An 18314-nucleotide genomic window follows, 5' to 3' on the forward strand; every position below is an offset into this window, starting at 1 on the left:
GCCGTCATGGACCCGCCGGGCGCGACGAACTGCCTCGCGGCCGCCATCGCTCGTCTGCGCTCGTGACCGGCGAAGGACCCGGACCGGCTCGATAGAACGCCACGCGCGTCAGAGCCCACCGATCCGTCAAGGAGGCCGGGCAGCTCAATCGAATGCCGCCGGCCGTCACGGGCTTGAAGAAGACGATGCGCTTGTGCCCGACGGTCGAGAGCCGGGCCAGTTCCTTCCAGGTCTTGCCGTCAAAATATTCGACGACCAACTCGCTGATATTCTGCCCGCGATGCAGCTCTTCGCTGACGACCATATGGTCGAACGTTTCGGGCGGGTTGAGCATGTGCGTGAATACAGAGACGCGCCCTCGCGGGCCTGTGACAAGGACGGGCGTGCTGAATCGCCGGCGGATCTCGTCGCCGAACTGCTTGGCGCGATTCATGACTTCGTCGGTCATCAGCCCGCGCGGGTCGGGGGCGAAGTTGGGCAGAAAGTTCGCCCCGCGCCCGACGGAGGCGTAGTACTTCTTGATCATCAACTCGACGGGGCAGACGCTCGGGCCGTTCCAGAACCAATGCCCGCTGAATTCGGTGTTGGTCTCCCACACGCGGTAATAGCGCCCCCAGGGCGTGCCCGCCAGGCTTGTCGGGCGCTCGAACGCCGTGCCGTCCACCGTGTCGACGGCGTTCCAGAGCGTCTCGGGCGCCACGCCGGTGTGGCCGTTTTGGATCCACGTGTCGACGCCGAAGATCAGGCACTGCGGCTGCAGGTGCCGCACGAGGGCGTCGATCTTGCGGTAGAGCTCGCTGCCGCGGTGGTGGTCGAACCAGAGGTAATCGATCGGTCCGTAGTTCGTCAGCAGCTCGGTGATCTGCTGGGCCTGCACGCGCTCGTACGCGGCGGGGTCGTCTTTGAACACGCGGCGGCTGAAGGCGTCGTGCGAGGGCGTGTGGTAGAGCCCGACCTTCATGCCGGCGCGGCGGCAGGCGTCGGTGAACTCGCGCACCACGTCGCCCCGCCCGCCGCGCCACGAGCTGGCCTTGACGCTGTAGTCATGGCTGGCCGTGGGCCAGGTGCAGAACCCGCCCTCGTGGCGGGCGGTATAGACGACGTAGCGGGCGCCCATCGCCTTGGCGCACTGCATCCACTGGTCGCAGTTCAGCTCCGTCGGATTGAACAGATCGGGCGACTTCTTGCCGTCGCCGCTGGACTGGCCGGTGTAGGTGTCCAGGCCGAAATGAACGAACAGCCCCATCTCCAGGTCCTGAAACGCCAACTGCTCCGGCGCCGGACGCGCGGGGTTGGCGCGGCGGGTGGACGCCGTCGCCGGCTGCGTCATCGGTCCGGGGCTGTAGTCGGTCAGATCGGCCAGGGCGGGTTCCTCCTGGGGCTCCGACGGCCCGGAGACGTACCCGGGAGGAAGGCTGTGCGTGCTGGCAACAATCAGCAGGGCCCCTGCCGCGATAAGCGCCACCGCGCTGATTGCCACGATACTAATGATGAGTCTACGCGATGCCTTGCTCACTGGCGATGCTTCCTTTCGCCTCCCTGGCGCTGCCAGTTTAACCCCTGCGCCGACCCGGCGGCGGGAGATTCCGTTGGACCGCCCGCCCGTTGAGGGCTACGATTTATGGGTGCCCACTCGGGCAAAGGCAGGTGCGCGATGAAGACTCTCGTGGTGTATTACTCTCGAACGGGCCTGACGGGCAAGGCCGCCCAGGATATCCAGCAGGCCCTGTCAGCCGACATCGAGGAGATCGCCGACGGCGTCAATCACAACGGGGCCTCGGGATGGATCCTCGCCGGGCGCGACGCGGCCACCAAACGTCTCACGCCGATCGGGCCGTTCCAGCACAAGGCCGACGAGTACGACCTGGTCGTCATCGGCACCCCGGTCTGGGCCTTCACCATGGCCAGCCCCGTGCGGACGTGGCTGACCGAGCATGGCCGCGAGTGCAGGAAAGTCGCCTTCCTGGCCACAATGGGCGGCAGCGGCGACAAACGCACCTACGATCACATGGCCGGGCTGTGCGGGCAGGCCCCCGTGGCCACGCTGAGCCTGATCGACAAAGAGATCCGCAAGAATCTGCACGGCGAAAAGGTCGCCATCTTCGTCAAGATGCTCATAGCTTGATGGGCGGGTATGTGGGGCAGGATCATAGTAATTAATCGACCCAACGGCCTTTATGCAGTTGTTGCGATATCTGATGATCGCATCATCAAACTACGTGAACATATGGGAAGCTTCTTATACACAGTAGATTACGAACTCTATCGCTGTGCTTGCTGTGCCGGAACGCGGTAGTGCCCCGTCAGCGGAAACGTGAACAAGCCGTCCTCTTCCCTGGCGCCGCTTCCGATGTTGTGAATGACCAGGGCAATGCCGCGCGGGTTCTTCCTGTCGCTGACGATCATGATGTGGGGGCGGTTGGGAGGAACCGTGCAGGTGACGATATCGCCCGGAAGATAATCCCCCGCCGCTGCCGTCACGGCCAGCGACCATCCCTTCCTCTGGAAATACCGCTGCACGTTGGGCACGCGCCGATGATCGATGTTGGGATCCGGCCTGGACAGCCCCCACGTGTTGGGATAGCTGGCGAAGGAAGATTTCATGTCCTCATGCACCCTCACCTGCAGGTCCATCCCCAGGCCGTCGCGGAAGGCCCGTATCACAACGTCCGTGCATACTCCCCGGTCGATAGGGACATCGCCCAGTGGGTAGCCCAGACGGGCGTACGCGGGGTCATAGATGGTGGTTTTCCCCACTTGGGACCGCGCGGCAGCCACCACCGGCGGCGAAGGCGTATTCGGCGTCTCTGCGGCCGACGCTTGACCAGAACCGCCCGGCGGCGAGCTTGCCGGGCGAGTTTCGCCGGCAGGCCTGGCCGAACGGCTGCAACCGGCCAAGAGACAACACCAGCAGACCACTGCCAGTGCCTGCATCGCGATGTGGGACCGATAGTGCTCCAAAGCCTTGTCCAGCTCTCGCGGCATGGAGTCCCTCAGGGTTTCGGTAGGCAGCGGTCGATTCGCGCCAAGGTCTTTTCCCGGCCCAGGAATAGCAGGGTGTCGACGATCTGGGGGCTGATCGTGCTGCCGGTGACGGCCACGCGCAGCGGTTGGGCCACTTTGCCCATGCCCTGGCCGGTGCGCTGGCAGAAGTCTTCCAGCCACTTGTGGATGCCATCGGCGGTCCAGTCGATCTTCGCCAGCTCCGGACGGACCTGCGCCAGGACGGCGTAGCCGGCGTTATCGCCTTTCTGCAGCACCTTGGCCACGGCGGCGGGATCGTACTCGAAGGCGTCGTCGCCCCCGAAGAGCACGCCGGACTTGGTCACGATGTCGCCGAAGGTTCGCATGCCCTTGTTGGCCTCGAGCACGCGGGCCAACAGGTCATCGTCGGCCGCGGGGATCGGCACTTCCGGGTTGAGCGAGAGGAAGTCCTTGAAGCCGGCCAGCAACCGCTCGGGGCTGGCCGCGGCCATGTCGATCGTTGAAAACGCCAGGAGTTTTTCGCGGTCGAACTTGGCGTTGGTCTTGCCCATGCGCGACACGTCGAAGAGCGTGATCAGCTCGTCCAGCGTGAAACGCTCGATGTTCTCGCCGGGGTTCCAGCCCAGCAGGGCGATGAAGTTCACCAGCGTCCCGGGCAGGTATCCGGCCTTGCGGAAGGAATGCACCTCGACGTCGCCGTCGCGTTTGGAGAGCTTGCGTCCGGCCATGTCCATGATCAGCGGCAGGTGGCAGTACCGCGGTTCGGCAAAGCCCAGCGCCGAGCGCAGCAGCACGTGGCGCCAGGTCTGCCCCAGGAACTCCTGTCCGCGCATGATGTACGTGATGCCCATCAGCGCATCGTCGATCACGTTGGCCAGGTGATACGTGGGGTACCCGTCATCCTTGAGGATGACGAAATCGTCCTGCTGGTCTGCCGGCATGGTCACGTCGCCGAAGGCCTCGTCGTGAATCGTCACGTCCTTGCCCGGGCAGACCAGGCGGATGACGACGGGCTTACCCGCCGCCCGCGCCGCGGCCGTCTCGGCGGCGGTGGGAAAGCTCGCCGGGCGCGGGTAGGAGAAGTTGACCTTGGCGGCCTCGGCGGTTTTGCGCATGGCTTCGAGCTCTTCGGCGGTGTCGAAGGCGTAGTAGGCCTTGCCCGCGTCGATGAGCTTCTGGGCGTAGTCGCGATAGATCTCCAGCCGCTCGGACTGGCGGTACGGCGCGGCAGGCCCGCCGACATCGATGCCTTCGTCCCACTCGATGCCCAGCCATCGCAGGTCGTCGACGATCTTGGCGACGGCCGACTCCTCATGCCGCGCGCGGTCGGTGTCTTCGATGCGCAGCAGGAACGTGCCGCCGCTCTTGCGGGCCATAGCGAAGTTGAACAGTGCGGTGCGCGCCCCGCCGACGTGGAGATAGCCTGTGGGCGAGGGCGCAAAGCGTGTCTTGATAGTATCCATCAGCAGTTCATCCTACTAAATCAGTCATTCAGCGGGGCAAGACCAGACGGAAGAGGCGGGGGCGCGTCGGGGGCCGCCGACAGCGTCGGAAGGGCCTCGATCTGTGCCAGGGCGGTCTGCCACTGGCGGAAGCGCTGGATATGCTCCAGTTTCATCGTGCCGCTCAAGGTTCGCGGGCCCAGTCGAAGCGCGACGGACTCTTTACCATTCTCTTGCGACAATTCCTCCAGGGCAATCTGTTCGGACACGGCGACGATGATCTCGCGGTCCAAGCTGATGCGCGCCGCCAACGCGCCGTCGGGCAAGAGGCTCACCCGCCAGATCTTCGGCCCGGCCGACACGATCTGGATCACATTGCAGTTGGAGAGGGAGCCCTTTTTGCCCAGGAACTTCAGGCTGTCTTTCAGCCAGGCAATCATTTCAGGAGGCAGCGCAGAGGCCTTGGCGCCGCCGACGCGCGCGTACATGCGCGCCAACTTCGCGCCCCAGATGAACTGCATGAGACCAAAGATGACCCAGAAGATCTTTCCCCCGCCGAGCTTCTCGCCCGCGGCAGCTTCTGCGGCAGTCAAGGCGATATTGGACAGACCGACCGCCGCGATCAGCATCCCTCCGACGAGCAGGCCGATACGCGGCTGGTGAATGCAGAACCAGATGCCGCTGGCGAGCATGACCAGGCCCAGGACCCCGGTGCCGATCCAGATCAGCCTCAACGGCGGCGGCGTGTTGGCGTCGCCCAATGACGTCAACGACAGCGTCGCCAGTCCTCCAAAAAGGATCAGGCCGATCCTCAGCGATTGCAGGGCGTGTTGTGTGGCGGCCAACTTGGCGGCGCTGCGAAGCTGTTCCAGATTGTCTTTGATATACATGGCGGCCTCATTACGGCAGAAAGCGCCGGTCATGGTATCGTATCCTGAAAGGATTGGGCATTGCTGATTTCGGATTTCTGATCAGCAGGCACAGGCGGATGGCAGAGATCCCCGCTCCTAATCCGCAATCCGCAATCCCAAATCGGCAATCGTTTTCATCCAGCAGCTTCCCTGCTATGATAATTCACCTATGACTACCAACGAGAACGCTGCACCGCTGGATTTCATCCGCCAGATCGTTACCGACGACCTGAAGACCGACAAGTGGGGCGGGCGGGTGATCACCCGCTTTCCGCCTGAGCCCAACGGGTACCTGCACATCGGGCACGCCAAGAGCATCTGCCTGAACTTCGGCGTGGCGGCCGAGTTCGGCGGGCGCTGCCACCTGCGCTTCGACGACACCAACCCCGTCAAGGAAGAGCAGGAGTACATCGACTCGATTATCGCAGACGTCAAGTGGCTCGGCTGGGACTGGGGCGAGCACCTGTACTACGCCAGCGACTACTTCGAGCAGATGTACGACTGCGCCGTGCAACTGATCAAGAAGGGCAAGGCCTACGTCGACGACCAGACGGCCGACGAGATCCGCCAGACGCGCGGCACGCTGACGCAGCCGGGCAAAAACAGCCCGTTCCGAGGCCGCAGCGTCGAGGAGAACCTCGACCTCTTCACGCGCATGCGGGCCGGCGAGTTCGCCGACGGCAAGCGCGTGCTGCGGGCGAAGATCGACATGGCCAGCCCCAACCTGAACCTGCGCGACCCGGTGATGTACCGCATCCTTCACGCCAGCCACCCCCACGCCGGCGACAAGTGGTGCATCTATCCGATGTACGACTGGGCGCATGGGATCGAGGACTCCATCGAGCGCATCACGCACTCGATCTGCACGCTGGAGTTCGAGAACCACCGCCCGCTGTACGACTGGTTCCTGGACGAGCTGGGCGTGTACCATCCCCAGCAGATCGAGTTCGCGCGGCTGAACCTGACGTACACCGTCATGTCCAAGCGCCTGCTGCTGCGCCTGGTGAAGGAAGGGCACGTGTCGGGCTGGGACGACCCGCGCATGCCCACCATCAGCGGCATGCGGCGGCGCGGGTACTCGTCGGCAGCGATCCGAAACTTCGCCAAGGTCATCGGCGTGGCCAAGTACAACACCACCGTCGACTTCGCCCTGCTCGAGCACTGCCTGCGCGAAGACCTCAACAAGACCTCCCCGCGCGTGATGGCCGTCCTGCACCCGGTCAAGGTCATCATCGACAATTATCCCGCCGACCAGAGCGAAGAGCTCGACGCGGTGAACAATCCCGAAGACGCCGCCGCCGGATCGCGAAAGGTGCCCTTCGGCCGCGAGCTGTACATCGAGGCCGACGACTTCATGGAGACCCCGCCGCACAAGTTCCACCGCCTCTCGCCGGGGCGCGAGGTGCGCCTGCGATACGCGTACTTTGTCACATGCACCAGCGTCGAGAAAGACGCCGCCGGCAACGTCACGGCCGTCCATTGCACGTACGACCCCGCCACGCGCGGCGGCGACAGCCCTGACGGCCGCAAGGTCAAGGGAACCATCCACTGGGTTTCCGCCGCCCATGCCGTTAAGGCCCAGGTGCGCCTGTACGACCACCTCTTCAGCAAGGCCGACCCCGCCGATGTGCCCGAGGGACACGACTTCACCGAGAACATGAGCCCCAACTCCCTGACGGTGCTGGAGGAGTGTTTCGTCGAGCCGTCGCTGGCTGCCGCAGCGCCGCTGGAGCGGTTCCAGTTCGAGCGGTTGGGCTACTTCTGCGTCGACGCCGACAGCGCCGCCGGCAAGCTGGTCTTCAACCGCACCGTGACGCTCAAGGACACCTGGAGCAAGATCCAGCAGAAGGAAGGCGCCTGAAATGGAACCCACGCTTCCGGCGGAGCAATGGTACTGCAATATCATGGGTCACCAGGGCGGGCCTTACACGCTGGAGACCCTGCGGGCGATGATCGCCCAGGGGCGGCTGGACAGGTCGCACTTCGTCTGGCGGGTGGGGATGGAGCAGTGGGCCTGCGCCGGCACCGTCACCGAGCTGTTCCCTGAGGGCGGGCCGCCGCCGCTGCCGTATCCGGCGTATCGTCCGGGCCCGCCGGTGGGAATCTGGCGCAAGGGGCGAACCCTCATCGTCCACCGCAACGCCCAACTGCCCCAGCGCTGCATGAAGACCAACAGCCCCGAGGCCGTCATGGTCGGGCGGACCTTCATCTGGTACAACCGCTGGCTGCTGTTGACGCTTTTGGCGGGGCTTCTGGTCGGGGCCATCGTCGTGGCGATCCTGCAGAAGAAGGCATCGCTGGCGATTGGCCTGACGCGCAAGTTTGTCCTCCGCCGGCGACTGGCCATCGCCGCCGGCTGGCTGAGCCTCGTGCCGCTGATCGGCGGACCGGTATTGGCCGGGATCAAAGAGAACGGCTTCTATGCCTTGGGCGGGCTGGTCGCGTTTCTGGCCTGCGTCATATATGCAGCCGCGGCGTCGCCGATCGTCAGGCCCGTCCGGATCGACGACTACTACGTGCATCTCAAGGGCTGCTGCGATGAATACCTGGCGACCTTTCCGGAGGCGCCGGCGGGTTTGTGACATCCCGCGTCGCGGGGGGCGGTTTTGAGATTTTTCGCTGATTTGCCACCGTTATTCAATCCGCTCCTCTGCCGGACCGATGGAGATAGAGGCGTAATTGTCCCGTGTCTTCGAGGCATGGGTTGCGGCGCCCTGGAGCGAAATCAGTGAGACCCGGTGGAGATCAGATGCTTGTCCTCGACGCCATCATTGTGCGCGACGGCAGCGAAGGATACCTCGCGCGGTGCCCCTCGATGCGGTTGTGCAAGGGCAGCGGAGCGACCACCGAACAAGCCCTCCACAGCCTCAAACAGTCCATCCTGAAAGTGCTGGCCGGAACCTTCAGCATGGACGAATCGACCATCTCCTTCCGCGTCAGCGAACCCCAGTCCCACCAAGCGTGATTCGATTGTGGATTCGGGATTGCGGATTTCGGATTGTGCGCAAGACCGACACGATGGATTCAACGCCGATCGGCCAGCCCGCGCACCAAGGCGACTATTCCGATCACGAACAGGATCGGCGGATAGAAGAAGATGTATCCGGCCATCCATCCCACGACGAACCAGACAACGGCCCCGACCATCATGGCCAGCCCGCCCCAGACGCCCTTGTCGATCCCGCGCTGCCCTGAGCCCCAGCGGATGGCGGCGCGATCTTCCTTCTCGCGCTGTGCGCGGGCCTCCTGCTGCATGCGCAGGCGATCGAGATCCGACTGCGGTTGAGCGGGTGAAACCTGCTGCACGGGAATTACCGCGGGTCGACGCGGCGCAGGCGCGGCCGCCGGAGGCGGTGCAGCGGCGCCGACGCGCGGCATCGCATAGGGATTCGATTGGGCCGCCTTGGCCGCCGCCGCAGGCACGAGCACGCGCGTCCTGCACTCGGGACATTCGTCAAACTTGCCAGCCATGGTGTCCGGCGATTCCAACGTACTCTTGCACGACGTGCATCTATACAAAATCATGTTTTGGCCCCAGAAGAAGTAGACCCTGATCTGCCGGTAATTTATAACCCGCACCCGCTACTGGATAGAAGAATATTGCATATTTATGCATTTCTCCCCGCCTTCCCCTGCGACCTCAGCGGGTACTTTCATCGCATCTGACTTGTTCACGGCAGTGGACCATCACTTCCTTGGGGATCAGCTTCAGTGCCAGCATCACCAACGCCGGCACGATCAGCACGTCGTCCAGGTGGCCGATCACCGGAATGAAGTCGGGGATCAGGTCGATCGGGCTGGCCGCATACGCCAGCGCCGCCCACAACAGCCACCGCGCCGCCCGCGGCGTGCGCGGGTGCTTCATCGCCAGGCGATAGACTGCCAGCTCGCGCATGAGCGTGCGGGCGGCCGTCCGAACGCGATTCACCTTCTTGATGGGTTGGGCGCTCACGCCTGCATTCTAGCGGAGAGCCCCGGAGCCCGCCGCCTCTGTATTCCATTATTCCAACATTCCATTCTTCCCGTTTTTTGCTGGTCTTTCGCCAGTCAACCCGTTAACGAGTTAACCAGTTAACCGGAGATCACAATGCCTCGGACGCTCTCGCCGCAGTTTAAGACATTTACCGCCGACCTGGCGCGCGGGTGGAACACCTGGAACACGCGCAGCGTCACCTCGCACGTGCTGATGCCCTCGGGCCTGGCGATCAACCTCGGCCTCAAGGAGATCGACGAGGCCCAGCACCTCGACGAGATCCTCATCGGCCGACAGGGCGCCCTCGAGGAGCAGGTGACGGTGGGGCCGCGGACGTATGACGGCCGCTACACCGAACTGAAACTCGACTGGCGCGGCGTCACGCTGACGATCCAGACGGCGTTGGACGGCCAGGACTGGGTGGCGCTGGCCCGCGCGAGCACCACGCAGGCCAACGCACCGCTGTTGATCGCCAACGCCGGCGTGATGTTCAATCGCCCCGGCTGCGCCTCGCGCGAGGGCGAAACCCTTCGCCTGCAGGCAGGCGATCTGGAGGTCCGCGTCCATGCCACCGCCCCGCACGTGGACGACCCGTACACCAGATGCACCGGCCCGTACCTGGCCCTGAAGCTCGACGCGCCGGTGGGGCTCTCGACAGGCCGCCCCCGCACGCTGGCCGAAATCGAGGCGGTCATCGCCGGCGCCCGCGCCGCGCAACTCAAGAGCTTTGAAAAGTGGGGCGAACTGGCCGCGCAGTACGAGGCCATGCAGAGCATCCTGGCCTGGAACACCATCTACGATCCGCAGACCGACCGCGTCAGCACGCAGGTCAGCCGCCTGTGGAACACCTGGTGCTGGGGCGGGTGGATCCTGTTCGAGTGGGACACGTACTTCGCCGCGGCGATGGCCGGGGTCGACAACGAGGCGCTGGCCTGCGCCAACGCCATCGCCATCACGCAGGAAGTCACCGAGAACGGCTTTGTGCCCAACGCCGCCGCCGGGCGCGGGTATGTCTGCCGCGACCACTCCGAGCCCCCCGTGGGCGCCATTACCGTGCGCGACCTGTACGCCCGCTGGGGCAACCGATGGCTGCTGGAGGAAACATACCCGGGCCTGCTGTCGTGGAACCGCTGGTGGGCCGCCAAGCGCGACACCGACGGATATCTGTGCCTGGGCTCGACGCCCTTTGAGCCCGTGCTCAATATCCCCCTCGAGACCGGCAACGTCGGAAAGGCCGCCGGGGCGATCCTCGAAAGCGGCCTGGACACCTCCCCCATGTACGACGACGTGCCCTACGACGAGCAGCGTCACCAGCTCAAGCTTGCCGACGCCGGTCTCATGGGCCTCTACGTGGCCGACTGCGACGCCCTGGCCGAGATCGCCCGGGCGATGGGCCGAACCGACGACGCCGCCGAACTGCGCACCCGAGGCGAAAAGTACCGCCTCAAGCTCCAGGACCTCTGGGACGACCAGCGCGGCCTGTTCTACAATCTCCGCCTGGACACGCGCGAGTTCTCTCGCCGCATCTCGCCGACGAACTTTTACCCGCTGCTGGCCCGGGCGGCCTCGCCCGAACAGGCCGACCGCATGATCAACGAGCACTTCTACAACCCCACCGAGTTCTGGGGAACGTGGATCCTGCCCTCGATCTCGCGCGACGACGCGCGATACAAGGAGCAGCACCACTGGCGCGGCCGCATCTGGGCGCCGATGAACTGGCTGGTCTACCTGGGCTTGCGGAACTACGACACCCCCGCCGCCCGCCGCGCCCGGGCCGACCTGGTCGAGCGTTCAACCGCACTGCTGATGAAAGAGTGGAACGAAAAGCGCCACGTACACGAGAACTACAACGCCAACACCGGCGAAGGCTGCGACCACTACATGTCCGATCGCTTCTACCACTGGGGCGCCCTGCTGGCCCTGATGGCCCTGAAGGAAAGTGGCCGAACGTAGACCCAATAGACGTGTCCCGTCGACCGGCTAAAATAAAGTATGGTTTTATTCTAGCCGATGGAACGGTGCCATGACGTACTGCATTCAATCCCCGTTGGAAGTGTGCTCAACGGGGCCTTCGGAACCGCGTCGAGCAAGCTCGGTCGCTAACAATCTTCTTCCAATATTTCCTCAGCGTCCTCAGCGACCTCAGCGGCTAACACCTAATCACAATCGCCGTAATCACGCGCCCCAGAGGCGGCCTTCGTCGACCATCGCCAGGTAGTTCTCGACGGGGATGTAGTTGGCCACGCTGTTGCCGCTGCCCAGGCAGTAGCCGCCGCCTTGTTGGCAGATGTCCAGCGTCTCCCGCACGCGCTGGCGGATAGCCGCCTCGCCGGCGCGGCAGAGAAAGTCCACGTCGATCCCGCCAATCATCGCCGTCCGGCGGCCGTACGTGTGCTTCACCTGCCGCACGTCCTCGATGGTGTCCTCGAAGCTGTGCTTGGCGTCGATCTTCACGTCGTCGATCAGGTCGTCGATGATCGAGCTGAGGTTGCCGCAGGCGTGGAGCAGGTACGGTCGCCCGGCGGCGTGGGCCATCGCGGCCAGTTCCTTGTGCCCGGGCAGCCAGAACTCGCGGACGTCGTCGGGACCGATGAGCGGCTGGGTCTTGAAGCCCATGTCGTCGCTGGCGAAGGCGATCTTCACGCGGTCGAACTGCAGCACCTGCCGCGTCACGCTGCGGAAGATGTCGCGCAGCTTCTGCTCGATGGCCGCGACCAGGTCGCGCTTGTCGTAGAGGGCGTAGCAGAGCGACTCGTAGCCCAGCAGCCACGTCTGATACTCGGCAAAGTGACCGCCGACCATGCCGGTGATGCACATGTCGTCGGGCAGGTTCTTCTGACACCACTCCAGCTCGGCGGTGGCCCCGGGCACGTTGGGGTCCGGCCAGGGGAACTTCTCGAAGTCTTCCCACGTGGCGATGGGCCCGCGGTGCTCGTCGAGATAGCCGCGCCCGTTGGCGTGCGGGCGGTCTGCCGTGTCCTGCGTGAGCTGCCAGTTCAGCGCCGGTCCGGCGTACGCCAGGCCGACGTTGACGTAGTCGAAGCCCAGGAAGCGGTGGAAGTTGATATGGCGCCAGCGGCCGAAGTCGGCGTGGTCGCGAGCGATGTTCTTGGGCGCCAGGTCGAAGCGGTCGACGATGGCCGTCTCGATCTCGCCGTCGTGAAACAGTTCCATGTGGTGGGCGCGTCGCGGCGTGCCTTTGCGAGCAAGATTGTCGACCAGCGCCGGCCAGTCGGGCTTGGACGGCATCGCCAGGCCGCGGTACGTCTGCGTCTGCATGAGGCGGTTCCTTTCGAAGGGATCGTGGGACAGCAGAAGGAACTTCTAACGCAAGGCCGGCGGGTATTCAAGGATCAGCGGGCGGGAAAAAGCGGATTCACCGCAGAGATCGCAGAGGACGCAGAGCGGAAGAGGGGCTAAGAACAGAGAAGACATGGCAGGTTCTCTTCTCGTTTTCTCTGTGCCTCTGTGGTCGGTTTTTCAGATAAGCGAACGCTTGACGGCAAGAGTTGAGCTTCCCTCACATCAGAAGAACTCTGCGAACTCTGCGATCTCTGCGGTGAAAAGGCTCAGCTTCGGCCCTTGAGGCCGCGGCAGCGGGGGCAGATGCGGTTGGCGCGGCTGTTGGACTCGAAGCTCTTGTCGCATCGCAGGCACGTGCGGGTCTTGGCGTCGGCGGTGTCGATCGGTGCTTTCGCGTGTTTGTTCTTGTGTCCTGTCACACCCATGATGGTCTTTCGCCCAGTCGGGCCCGGCGGTACGTGTCGCAGGCGAGAGGGCTGTCAGCCGAACCGCCCGCCTGGTCTTGAGCAACTGCCGATTATGTCAGGAGCGTCAGGCGGAGTTAGTGGCGGGAACAACGTTCTTGCCGATGACTGCGGGTGACGGACCGAACAGGGGCATTGTACCATAACGGTCTCGGCGATGCGGCACAATGAAGCTTATTTTGTGATGACCGAAGATTGTTGTCTGGCGGCATAGATGTTAGATTCCAGCCATGCGCATTAAGCGGAACACAAGCGATCAAGGCGTTTTCAACGAGCATGCCGTTCTTCCATTCAATCTCAGGAACGAGGATTTCCGGCTGGCGATGCAGGATGTTTATGATTTCTTCCACGACGTGAACACGTTGTTGGTGAACAGGGGATTGGATCGCCTGGACGACATGCTCCGTCCTTCAATCATGTCAGGGCTCCTGTCGGACATGCTGACGGCCAGCCTGGCCAAGCATTCGCGCAGCCTGGTTCAGAACGCGTACTTCAACGGGCATCCGGACCTGGTGGTCAAGGGCGTCTATGCCAACAACGCCGTCAAAGCGGGCACGGAAGGCGTCGAGATCAAGACCAGTAGAAAACGCGGCGGGGCTGTCGACACCCATGGCGCTCGTGACCAGTGGATGTGCGTCTTTGTCTACGAAATAGATTCTCTGACCGAACCCGCCACCCGGCGCAAGCCCATGAGCTTCACCGAAGTTTATCTCTCAAAGGTGACGGTGACCGATTTTCGCAGTAACGCGCGCGGCCCGTTAGGAACGCGCACGTCGACACTTGATCGCGACGGGGTGAAGAAGCTCCGACAGAATTGGGTCTATCTGCTTACGCCGGTCAGCGAAGTCTAGACAAAGCCGGCACCGCAGTTTTGGCCATTTCAATATAGCTCTCGTCCATTTCCACGCCAATAGCGCTATAGCCCACTGCTTCAGCGGCGGCGAGAGTGGAACCGGATCCCGCGAAGGGGTCGAGCACCGTTCCTTCCTGCAACGGCAGGACCGCCCGCACGATCTGTCGCAAGAACGCCTGGGGCTTCAAGCTGGGGTGGGGCGCGATGGCCCTTTCGCCGCGGCGCGTCGGACATGAGGCGATGACGTCAGCAAATGGTTTGCCTTCATCGGGACGGCGAAACCCGCCCGTTTTCCATCGGCGAAGATTGTCCTGCACTCGCCCCTCGAGAGGTTTGCGGAAGACAACCCAGGGTTCATACATGGAGCGCGGCATCACGCTGACATGCGGAAACTCCAGGTGCGCGTTCTTTGGGCGGTCGCCTCCTCGCATGGTCATTACCAGACGGATGATCTCACCCCGCCGTTCCAGGCCGGCGCTGGCCAATGCGGCGGAGAGAAGATGTGAAAGCAGCGGATTGGTGGCCACCACCACGTGGGCGCCTGGGACGAGAACCGGCATCAGCAGCCGCGCCCATTGGGAGAAGAATACCACCAGTGCGTCCAGATCGTCTTGACGGAGCGTCGTGAACCGAGGCAGGGGGGACCGCTGGTGTCCGTCAAACGACGGCGGTATGCGCCACACGCCGCCCTGACCGGAGCGGAGCTTCTGCTGCTCCTTCTGCGAATACTCTACCAGTCCATAGGGCGGATCCGTCACGACAGCCTCAATGCTCTGTGCATCGCGCGAGGCCAGCCAGTCGAAACAATTGCCATGGTGCAGACGGACACGTCCAAACTCCAAGGCTGCCGCCATGGGCGCACCAGTTGGCGCGGAGATTTTGGCGGCAGGAGGTCTCAGGCAATACGTTCCCGGCTTGATGCGATCGAACAAGGTGGCGGTATTGAGATTCAGATAGCTTCGCACGGACGAACCGGCAACCTCTTCCCCCAGCCTTCGGTTCACGGCAGTATGTATTTCCGCCAGTGAAGCCTCACCACAGTGCTGAGCGAGATAATCAACGATGGCATCGCGGATTTGGCCGGGCATTATTCTTCGGCTGATCATGAAAGGATCATAGACGTCCAGACGTCGCACTGCAAACAAAAAACGAACTTTTCTTGATGGAAGGGCTCTTTTCATTCTCTCCCCTGCCGGCGCCGGCGCGCCGGCAGGGGGTGTTCTTGCAACCGGTGCGGTTACTCCTCGGTATCGTCCCAGTCCGTGCTGCTGCGGCTGCTCTTGCTGCTCTTCTTTGAGCCCACGCCGGCCTTCTCAACTTCTTCGAAGTCCGTTCCGCCGCAGGGGCATTCGGGAATCTCTTGTCCCTGGTCGATGTGCATCATGGTGTCGCAATCGGAGCAAATGCAATCGACGTCCTTCTTGGTTGTATCGCCCGCATGCATGGTCATTGTCGTCCCTCCCGTTGTTGAAGTTTCGGATCCCGATCCGGCCACGAAGGTATTATAGTCGCCGCCGCATTGCGGAATCGCCGCCTGGCGACTAACGTTCTGTCGGGAGTACTCGTATGCTGAGAATCGCCATTATCGGGACCGGCGGCATGGCCCACACGCATGCCGCGGCTTTCAAAGCGATCGAGGGCGTGGCGGTGACGGCCTGCTGCGACGTCGACCGCCCGCGGGCCGAGGCGTTCGCGGCCCGGCACGACATCGCCGCGGTCTACAGCGATCACCGGGAGATGCTCGATCGCGAAACCCTCGACGGAGTGTCCAATGTCACGCCCGACTCCCAGCACGCGGCGGTCTCTCTGGCAGTGATCGAGCGGGGCGTGAATATCCTGTGCGAAAAACCGCTGGCAACGTCCCTGGAGGACGCGCGCCGGATGACGCTGGCGGCCGCCGCCCGGGGCGTCGTCAACATGGTCAACTTCAGTTACCGCAACTCGTGCGGTCTGCAGGCGGCGGCGGCTGCGGTCAAGTCCGGGGTCATCGGCTCGCTTCGCCACATCGAGTCGAGCTACCTGCAGAGTTGGCTGGCGCAGAGCGCCTGGGGCGACTGGCGCGTCTCCCCAGGATTGACGTGGCGGCTCTCGAGCGCCCACGGCAGCGCCGGGGTGCTGGGCGACCTGGGCTGTCATATCTACGACCTGACGAGCCTGCTGGCGGGGCAGGATATCGTCGAGATCTTCTGCCGCCTGGCGACTTTCGACAAGGGCGTCGAGGGCAACCGCCTGGGCGAGTACGTGCTCGATGCCAACGACAGCTTCGTGGCCAACATCGCTTTGGCCGGCGGGGCGGTCGGAACGGTACACTCCAGCCGCTGGGCCTGCGGGCACCACAACAGCCTGCGATGCCGCCTCTACGGCGACGCCGGGGCGATCGAAGTGGATCTTGACGGCGGCTACGATCATTACAGGATCTGCCGCGGCAAAACCGCCCTGGAGTCCGCGACGTGGGACGTGGTCTCGTGCGACCCGACGCCCAGCAACTATCAACGGTTCATCCAATCGATCCGCACCGGCGTCAACGACCCCAGCGACTTCGCCAACGGCGCCAGGGTGCAGGCCTGCCTGCACTGGAGCATGGAGTCTGACCGGCTTGGCAGGCCCGTGAAGATCGTTGGCGGTTCATGAGGCGGTGACGGGCGCCATGGCCTTGGTATAATGCCCGCAACCGGAAGGAGACCCAGACCATGTGCGCGACACGAACATTCTGCATACTGGCCGCGGCGGGGTTCCTCTGGGCCCCGGCGGCGACGGGGGCCGACGAGCCCTTCAAAACCACGCCCGTTCAGGCGCAGTGGCAGTACAGCATGGACGGCGGCAAGACGTTCTCGCCCCAGGCCCCGACGATCACCTGGAAGCGCACGGCCGACGAGAAAGACGCCGTCGTGGCCACGGCGACGTTCGAGATTGCCGACCCCGCCGCGCTGGGCGTGGTGCGCCTGCGCGTCGGGGATGTTGACGGCGCCTTCGCCGTGACCGACGCCGAGACCATCGACCGCTACAACGTCGGGGCCAAGCCCAACCTGACGAAAATGAAGCTCGTCCTTAACGGCGCCGCCATCGACTCGGGCCTGGCGCCCAATACGCTGTACCGCTGCGTGCCCATCGACGCGCAACTGCTCAAGAAAGGCGCCAACACCCTGACCGTCTCGGGCGTGTACTGGTTCCAGTTGGCCGATCCCATGGCTTGCCCGCTGCGCCTGGAAGCGGTGTCGGCCAACACGCCCGTGCTCGACCGCCTGCCGGTCCTGGGCGCCATCGGCGAGGACTATTTCACGCTGGCCGCCCGTGCGGTTGTGCCCGCCGCCTTCACGATCACCGTCAAGCCCCTTGCCGGGGCGCCCGGCGTGCCGATCCAGCACACCGTCGAGCGGGCCATGCAGATGAAGGCCCGCGTGCCGCTGCCCAGGGGCGTCCGAAGCTTCGAGTATTCCATGAGCGTCCGCGCGGGCGCCGCCGAGAAGACTTACGGGCCTTACCAGGTCCGCATGCCGACCTTCGGCGAGGGACTGCGTTTCGCCGTGCTGGGCAACACAGCCGTCTACCAGGGCAACTCCCAACGGCTTAAGAAGGTGCTGGAGAAGATTCTGGAGGTTCACCCCGACCTGCTGATCCACACCGGCAAGTACGTCGACAGCTCGCCGTGGGACTTCATGTGGACCCACCAGTTCTTTGGGGTGCATCCCGAGACGCTGGCCCGCATCCCGCTGTTTCCGATGTGCGGCCTGCGCGAAATGTCGTCGCCGATGTCCTTCAGCCGCCAGTTCTACTTTCCGCCCGATGATAGCGACTTTGCCCGCTGGACGACGGTGGTCGGGCCGGTGCGATTCGTGGCCGTCGAGTCCTGGTGGATGTCGCAGGACAAGAGTGGGGAGGGCCTGAAGTGGCTGGACAAGGTGCTCTCCGAGGCCAAGGAGCCGTACGTGGTGGTGCTCAATGCGCAGGTGTCGCACTGCTCGGGGCCCAACGCCGGACGAAGCGTGCGCCCGATCATCGCCTACACGGCCAAGAACATCGACCCGCTGCTGGTGAAATACAAGGCCAGCATCGCCATCGGCGGCTACCACACGCACTACGAACGTTCGGAGCCGCCTGCCGGCGCGGGCGTGCCGACGATCATGACCTGTTTTGCCGGCGGCAGCGGCAAACCGCTGCACCAGATCTACGTCGACCAGAACAAGGCCTCCCGCGCCACTTACCGCGGCGACCACTTCGTGCTCTTCGAGGTCCGCAAGGACAAGCTGGTCATGCAGACGATGGACATCGAGGGCAAGGTCGTCGACAAGTTGGAGCTTGCTCCGAGGAATTAACCCAGTAGCACGGGCGTCTCGCCCGTGAGTAGCATGGCCGTCTGGGCCATGCCTGGGCAATTTGCACCAG

The 18314-nt window shown here is 63.9% G+C and carries 18 protein-coding genes; 8 read left to right on the forward strand and 10 right to left on the reverse strand.

Translation table 11 applies throughout. The annotated features are described in order from the left end of the window. Positions 1-4: 4 nt before the first annotated feature. Positions 5-1516: an alpha-L-fucosidase gene (locus ABFD92_11050; GenBank protein ID MEN6505070.1), complete on the reverse strand. Its 1512-nt coding sequence runs from the start codon at positions 1514-1516 to the stop codon at positions 5-7. Between the two features lie 138 nt (positions 1517-1654). Between ABFD92_11050 and ABFD92_11055 the strand changes: the two genes are divergently transcribed. Beyond that, the gene (locus ABFD92_11055) at positions 1655-2125 is read left to right on the forward strand and encodes a hypothetical protein (protein ID MEN6505071.1); all 471 of its coding nucleotides are present in this window, start codon (positions 1655-1657) and stop codon (positions 2123-2125) included. Between the two features lie 137 nt (positions 2126-2262). Here the strand turns inward: ABFD92_11055 and ABFD92_11060 are convergent, their stop codons facing one another. The 3 genes from ABFD92_11060 to ABFD92_11070 all read right to left on the reverse strand — a co-directional run bounded on the left by ABFD92_11060 (position 2263) and on the right by ABFD92_11070 (position 5350). Next, positions 2263-2781, reverse strand: coding sequence for a DUF1287 domain-containing protein (locus ABFD92_11060; GenBank protein MEN6505072.1), 519 nt, complete (start codon positions 2779-2781; stop codon positions 2263-2265). 212 nt (positions 2782-2993) lie between these two features. Next, positions 2994-4448, reverse strand: coding sequence for a glutamate--tRNA ligase (gltX, locus tag ABFD92_11065; GenBank protein ID MEN6505073.1), 1455 nt, complete (start codon positions 4446-4448; stop codon positions 2994-2996). A 20-nt stretch (positions 4449-4468) separates the two neighbouring features. Continuing rightward, positions 4469-5350, reverse strand: a complete 882-nt coding sequence (locus ABFD92_11070) for a hypothetical protein (GenBank protein MEN6505074.1) — start codon at positions 5348-5350, stop codon at positions 4469-4471. A 157-nt stretch (positions 5351-5507) separates the two neighbouring features. Between ABFD92_11070 and ABFD92_11075 the strand changes: the two genes are divergently transcribed. The 3 genes from ABFD92_11075 to ABFD92_11085 all read left to right on the forward strand — a co-directional run bounded on the left by ABFD92_11075 (position 5508) and on the right by ABFD92_11085 (position 8303). Next, the gene (locus tag ABFD92_11075; protein ID MEN6505075.1) at positions 5508-7199 is read left to right on the forward strand and encodes a glutamine--tRNA ligase/YqeY domain fusion protein; all 1692 of its coding nucleotides are present in this window, start codon (positions 5508-5510) and stop codon (positions 7197-7199) included. Position 7200: 1 nt separating this feature from the next. After that, entirely contained in the window at positions 7201-7920 is a 720-nt protein-coding gene (locus ABFD92_11080; protein ID MEN6505076.1) for a DUF4339 domain-containing protein, read from the forward strand. A 167-nt stretch (positions 7921-8087) separates the two neighbouring features. Next, entirely contained in the window at positions 8088-8303 is a 216-nt protein-coding gene (locus ABFD92_11085) for a hypothetical protein (GenBank protein MEN6505077.1), read from the forward strand. A 59-nt stretch (positions 8304-8362) separates the two neighbouring features. On the opposite strand, the gene ABFD92_11090 is transcribed toward ABFD92_11085, so the two are convergent. Then, positions 8363-8809 carry a hypothetical protein gene (locus ABFD92_11090; protein MEN6505078.1) on the reverse strand — a complete coding sequence of 149 codons (447 nt, stop codon included), beginning with the start codon at positions 8807-8809 and terminating at the stop codon, positions 8363-8365. A 169-nt stretch (positions 8810-8978) separates the two neighbouring features. After that, positions 8979-9290: a DUF1232 domain-containing protein gene (locus ABFD92_11095; protein MEN6505079.1), complete on the reverse strand. Its 312-nt coding sequence runs from the start codon at positions 9288-9290 to the stop codon at positions 8979-8981. Positions 9291-9425: 135 nt separating this feature from the next. Between ABFD92_11095 and ABFD92_11100 the strand changes: the two genes are divergently transcribed. After that, the gene (locus tag ABFD92_11100; protein ID MEN6505080.1) at positions 9426-11264 is read left to right on the forward strand and encodes a trehalase family glycosidase; all 1839 of its coding nucleotides are present in this window, start codon (positions 9426-9428) and stop codon (positions 11262-11264) included. A 222-nt stretch (positions 11265-11486) separates the two neighbouring features. On the opposite strand, the gene ABFD92_11105 is transcribed toward ABFD92_11100, so the two are convergent. Beyond that, positions 11487-12590: a uroporphyrinogen decarboxylase family protein gene (locus ABFD92_11105; GenBank protein MEN6505081.1), complete on the reverse strand. Its 1104-nt coding sequence runs from the start codon at positions 12588-12590 to the stop codon at positions 11487-11489. 290 nt (positions 12591-12880) lie between these two features. Beyond that, on the reverse strand, positions 12881-13039 hold the full coding sequence (locus ABFD92_11110; protein MEN6505082.1) for a hypothetical protein: 159 nt from the start codon (positions 13037-13039) through the stop codon (positions 12881-12883). Positions 13040-13308: 269 nt separating this feature from the next. On the opposite strand from ABFD92_11110, the gene ABFD92_11115 reads away from it, so the two are divergent. After that, positions 13309-13929 carry a hypothetical protein gene (locus ABFD92_11115; GenBank protein MEN6505083.1) on the forward strand — a complete coding sequence of 207 codons (621 nt, stop codon included), beginning with the start codon at positions 13309-13311 and terminating at the stop codon, positions 13927-13929. Here ABFD92_11115 and ABFD92_11120 read toward each other — a convergent pair. Both ABFD92_11120 and ABFD92_11125 read right to left on the reverse strand, forming a co-directional pair. Next, a complete protein-coding gene (locus tag ABFD92_11120; GenBank protein ID MEN6505084.1) occupies positions 13916-15112 on the reverse strand; it encodes a DNA methyltransferase in 1197 nt (398 codons plus the stop codon). The two genes, ABFD92_11115 and ABFD92_11120, sit on opposite strands and share 14 nt — an antisense overlap. 56 nt (positions 15113-15168) lie before the next feature. Continuing rightward, the gene (locus ABFD92_11125; GenBank protein MEN6505085.1) at positions 15169-15381 is read right to left on the reverse strand and encodes an alpha helical protein; all 213 of its coding nucleotides are present in this window, start codon (positions 15379-15381) and stop codon (positions 15169-15171) included. A gap of 116 nt (positions 15382-15497) precedes the next feature. Between ABFD92_11125 and ABFD92_11130 the strand changes: the two genes are divergently transcribed. Both ABFD92_11130 and ABFD92_11135 read left to right on the forward strand, forming a co-directional pair. Further along, positions 15498-16562 carry a Gfo/Idh/MocA family oxidoreductase gene (locus ABFD92_11130; GenBank protein MEN6505086.1) on the forward strand — a complete coding sequence of 355 codons (1065 nt, stop codon included), beginning with the start codon at positions 15498-15500 and terminating at the stop codon, positions 16560-16562. Positions 16563-16621: 59 nt separating this feature from the next. Then, on the forward strand, positions 16622-18244 hold the full coding sequence (locus ABFD92_11135) for a hypothetical protein (GenBank protein MEN6505087.1): 1623 nt from the start codon (positions 16622-16624) through the stop codon (positions 18242-18244). Positions 18245-18314: the final 70 nt, after the last annotated feature.

The organism is Planctomycetaceae bacterium, assembly GCA_039680605.1.
Lineage (GTDB): Bacteria > Planctomycetota > Phycisphaerae > SM23-33 > SM23-33 > JAJFUU01.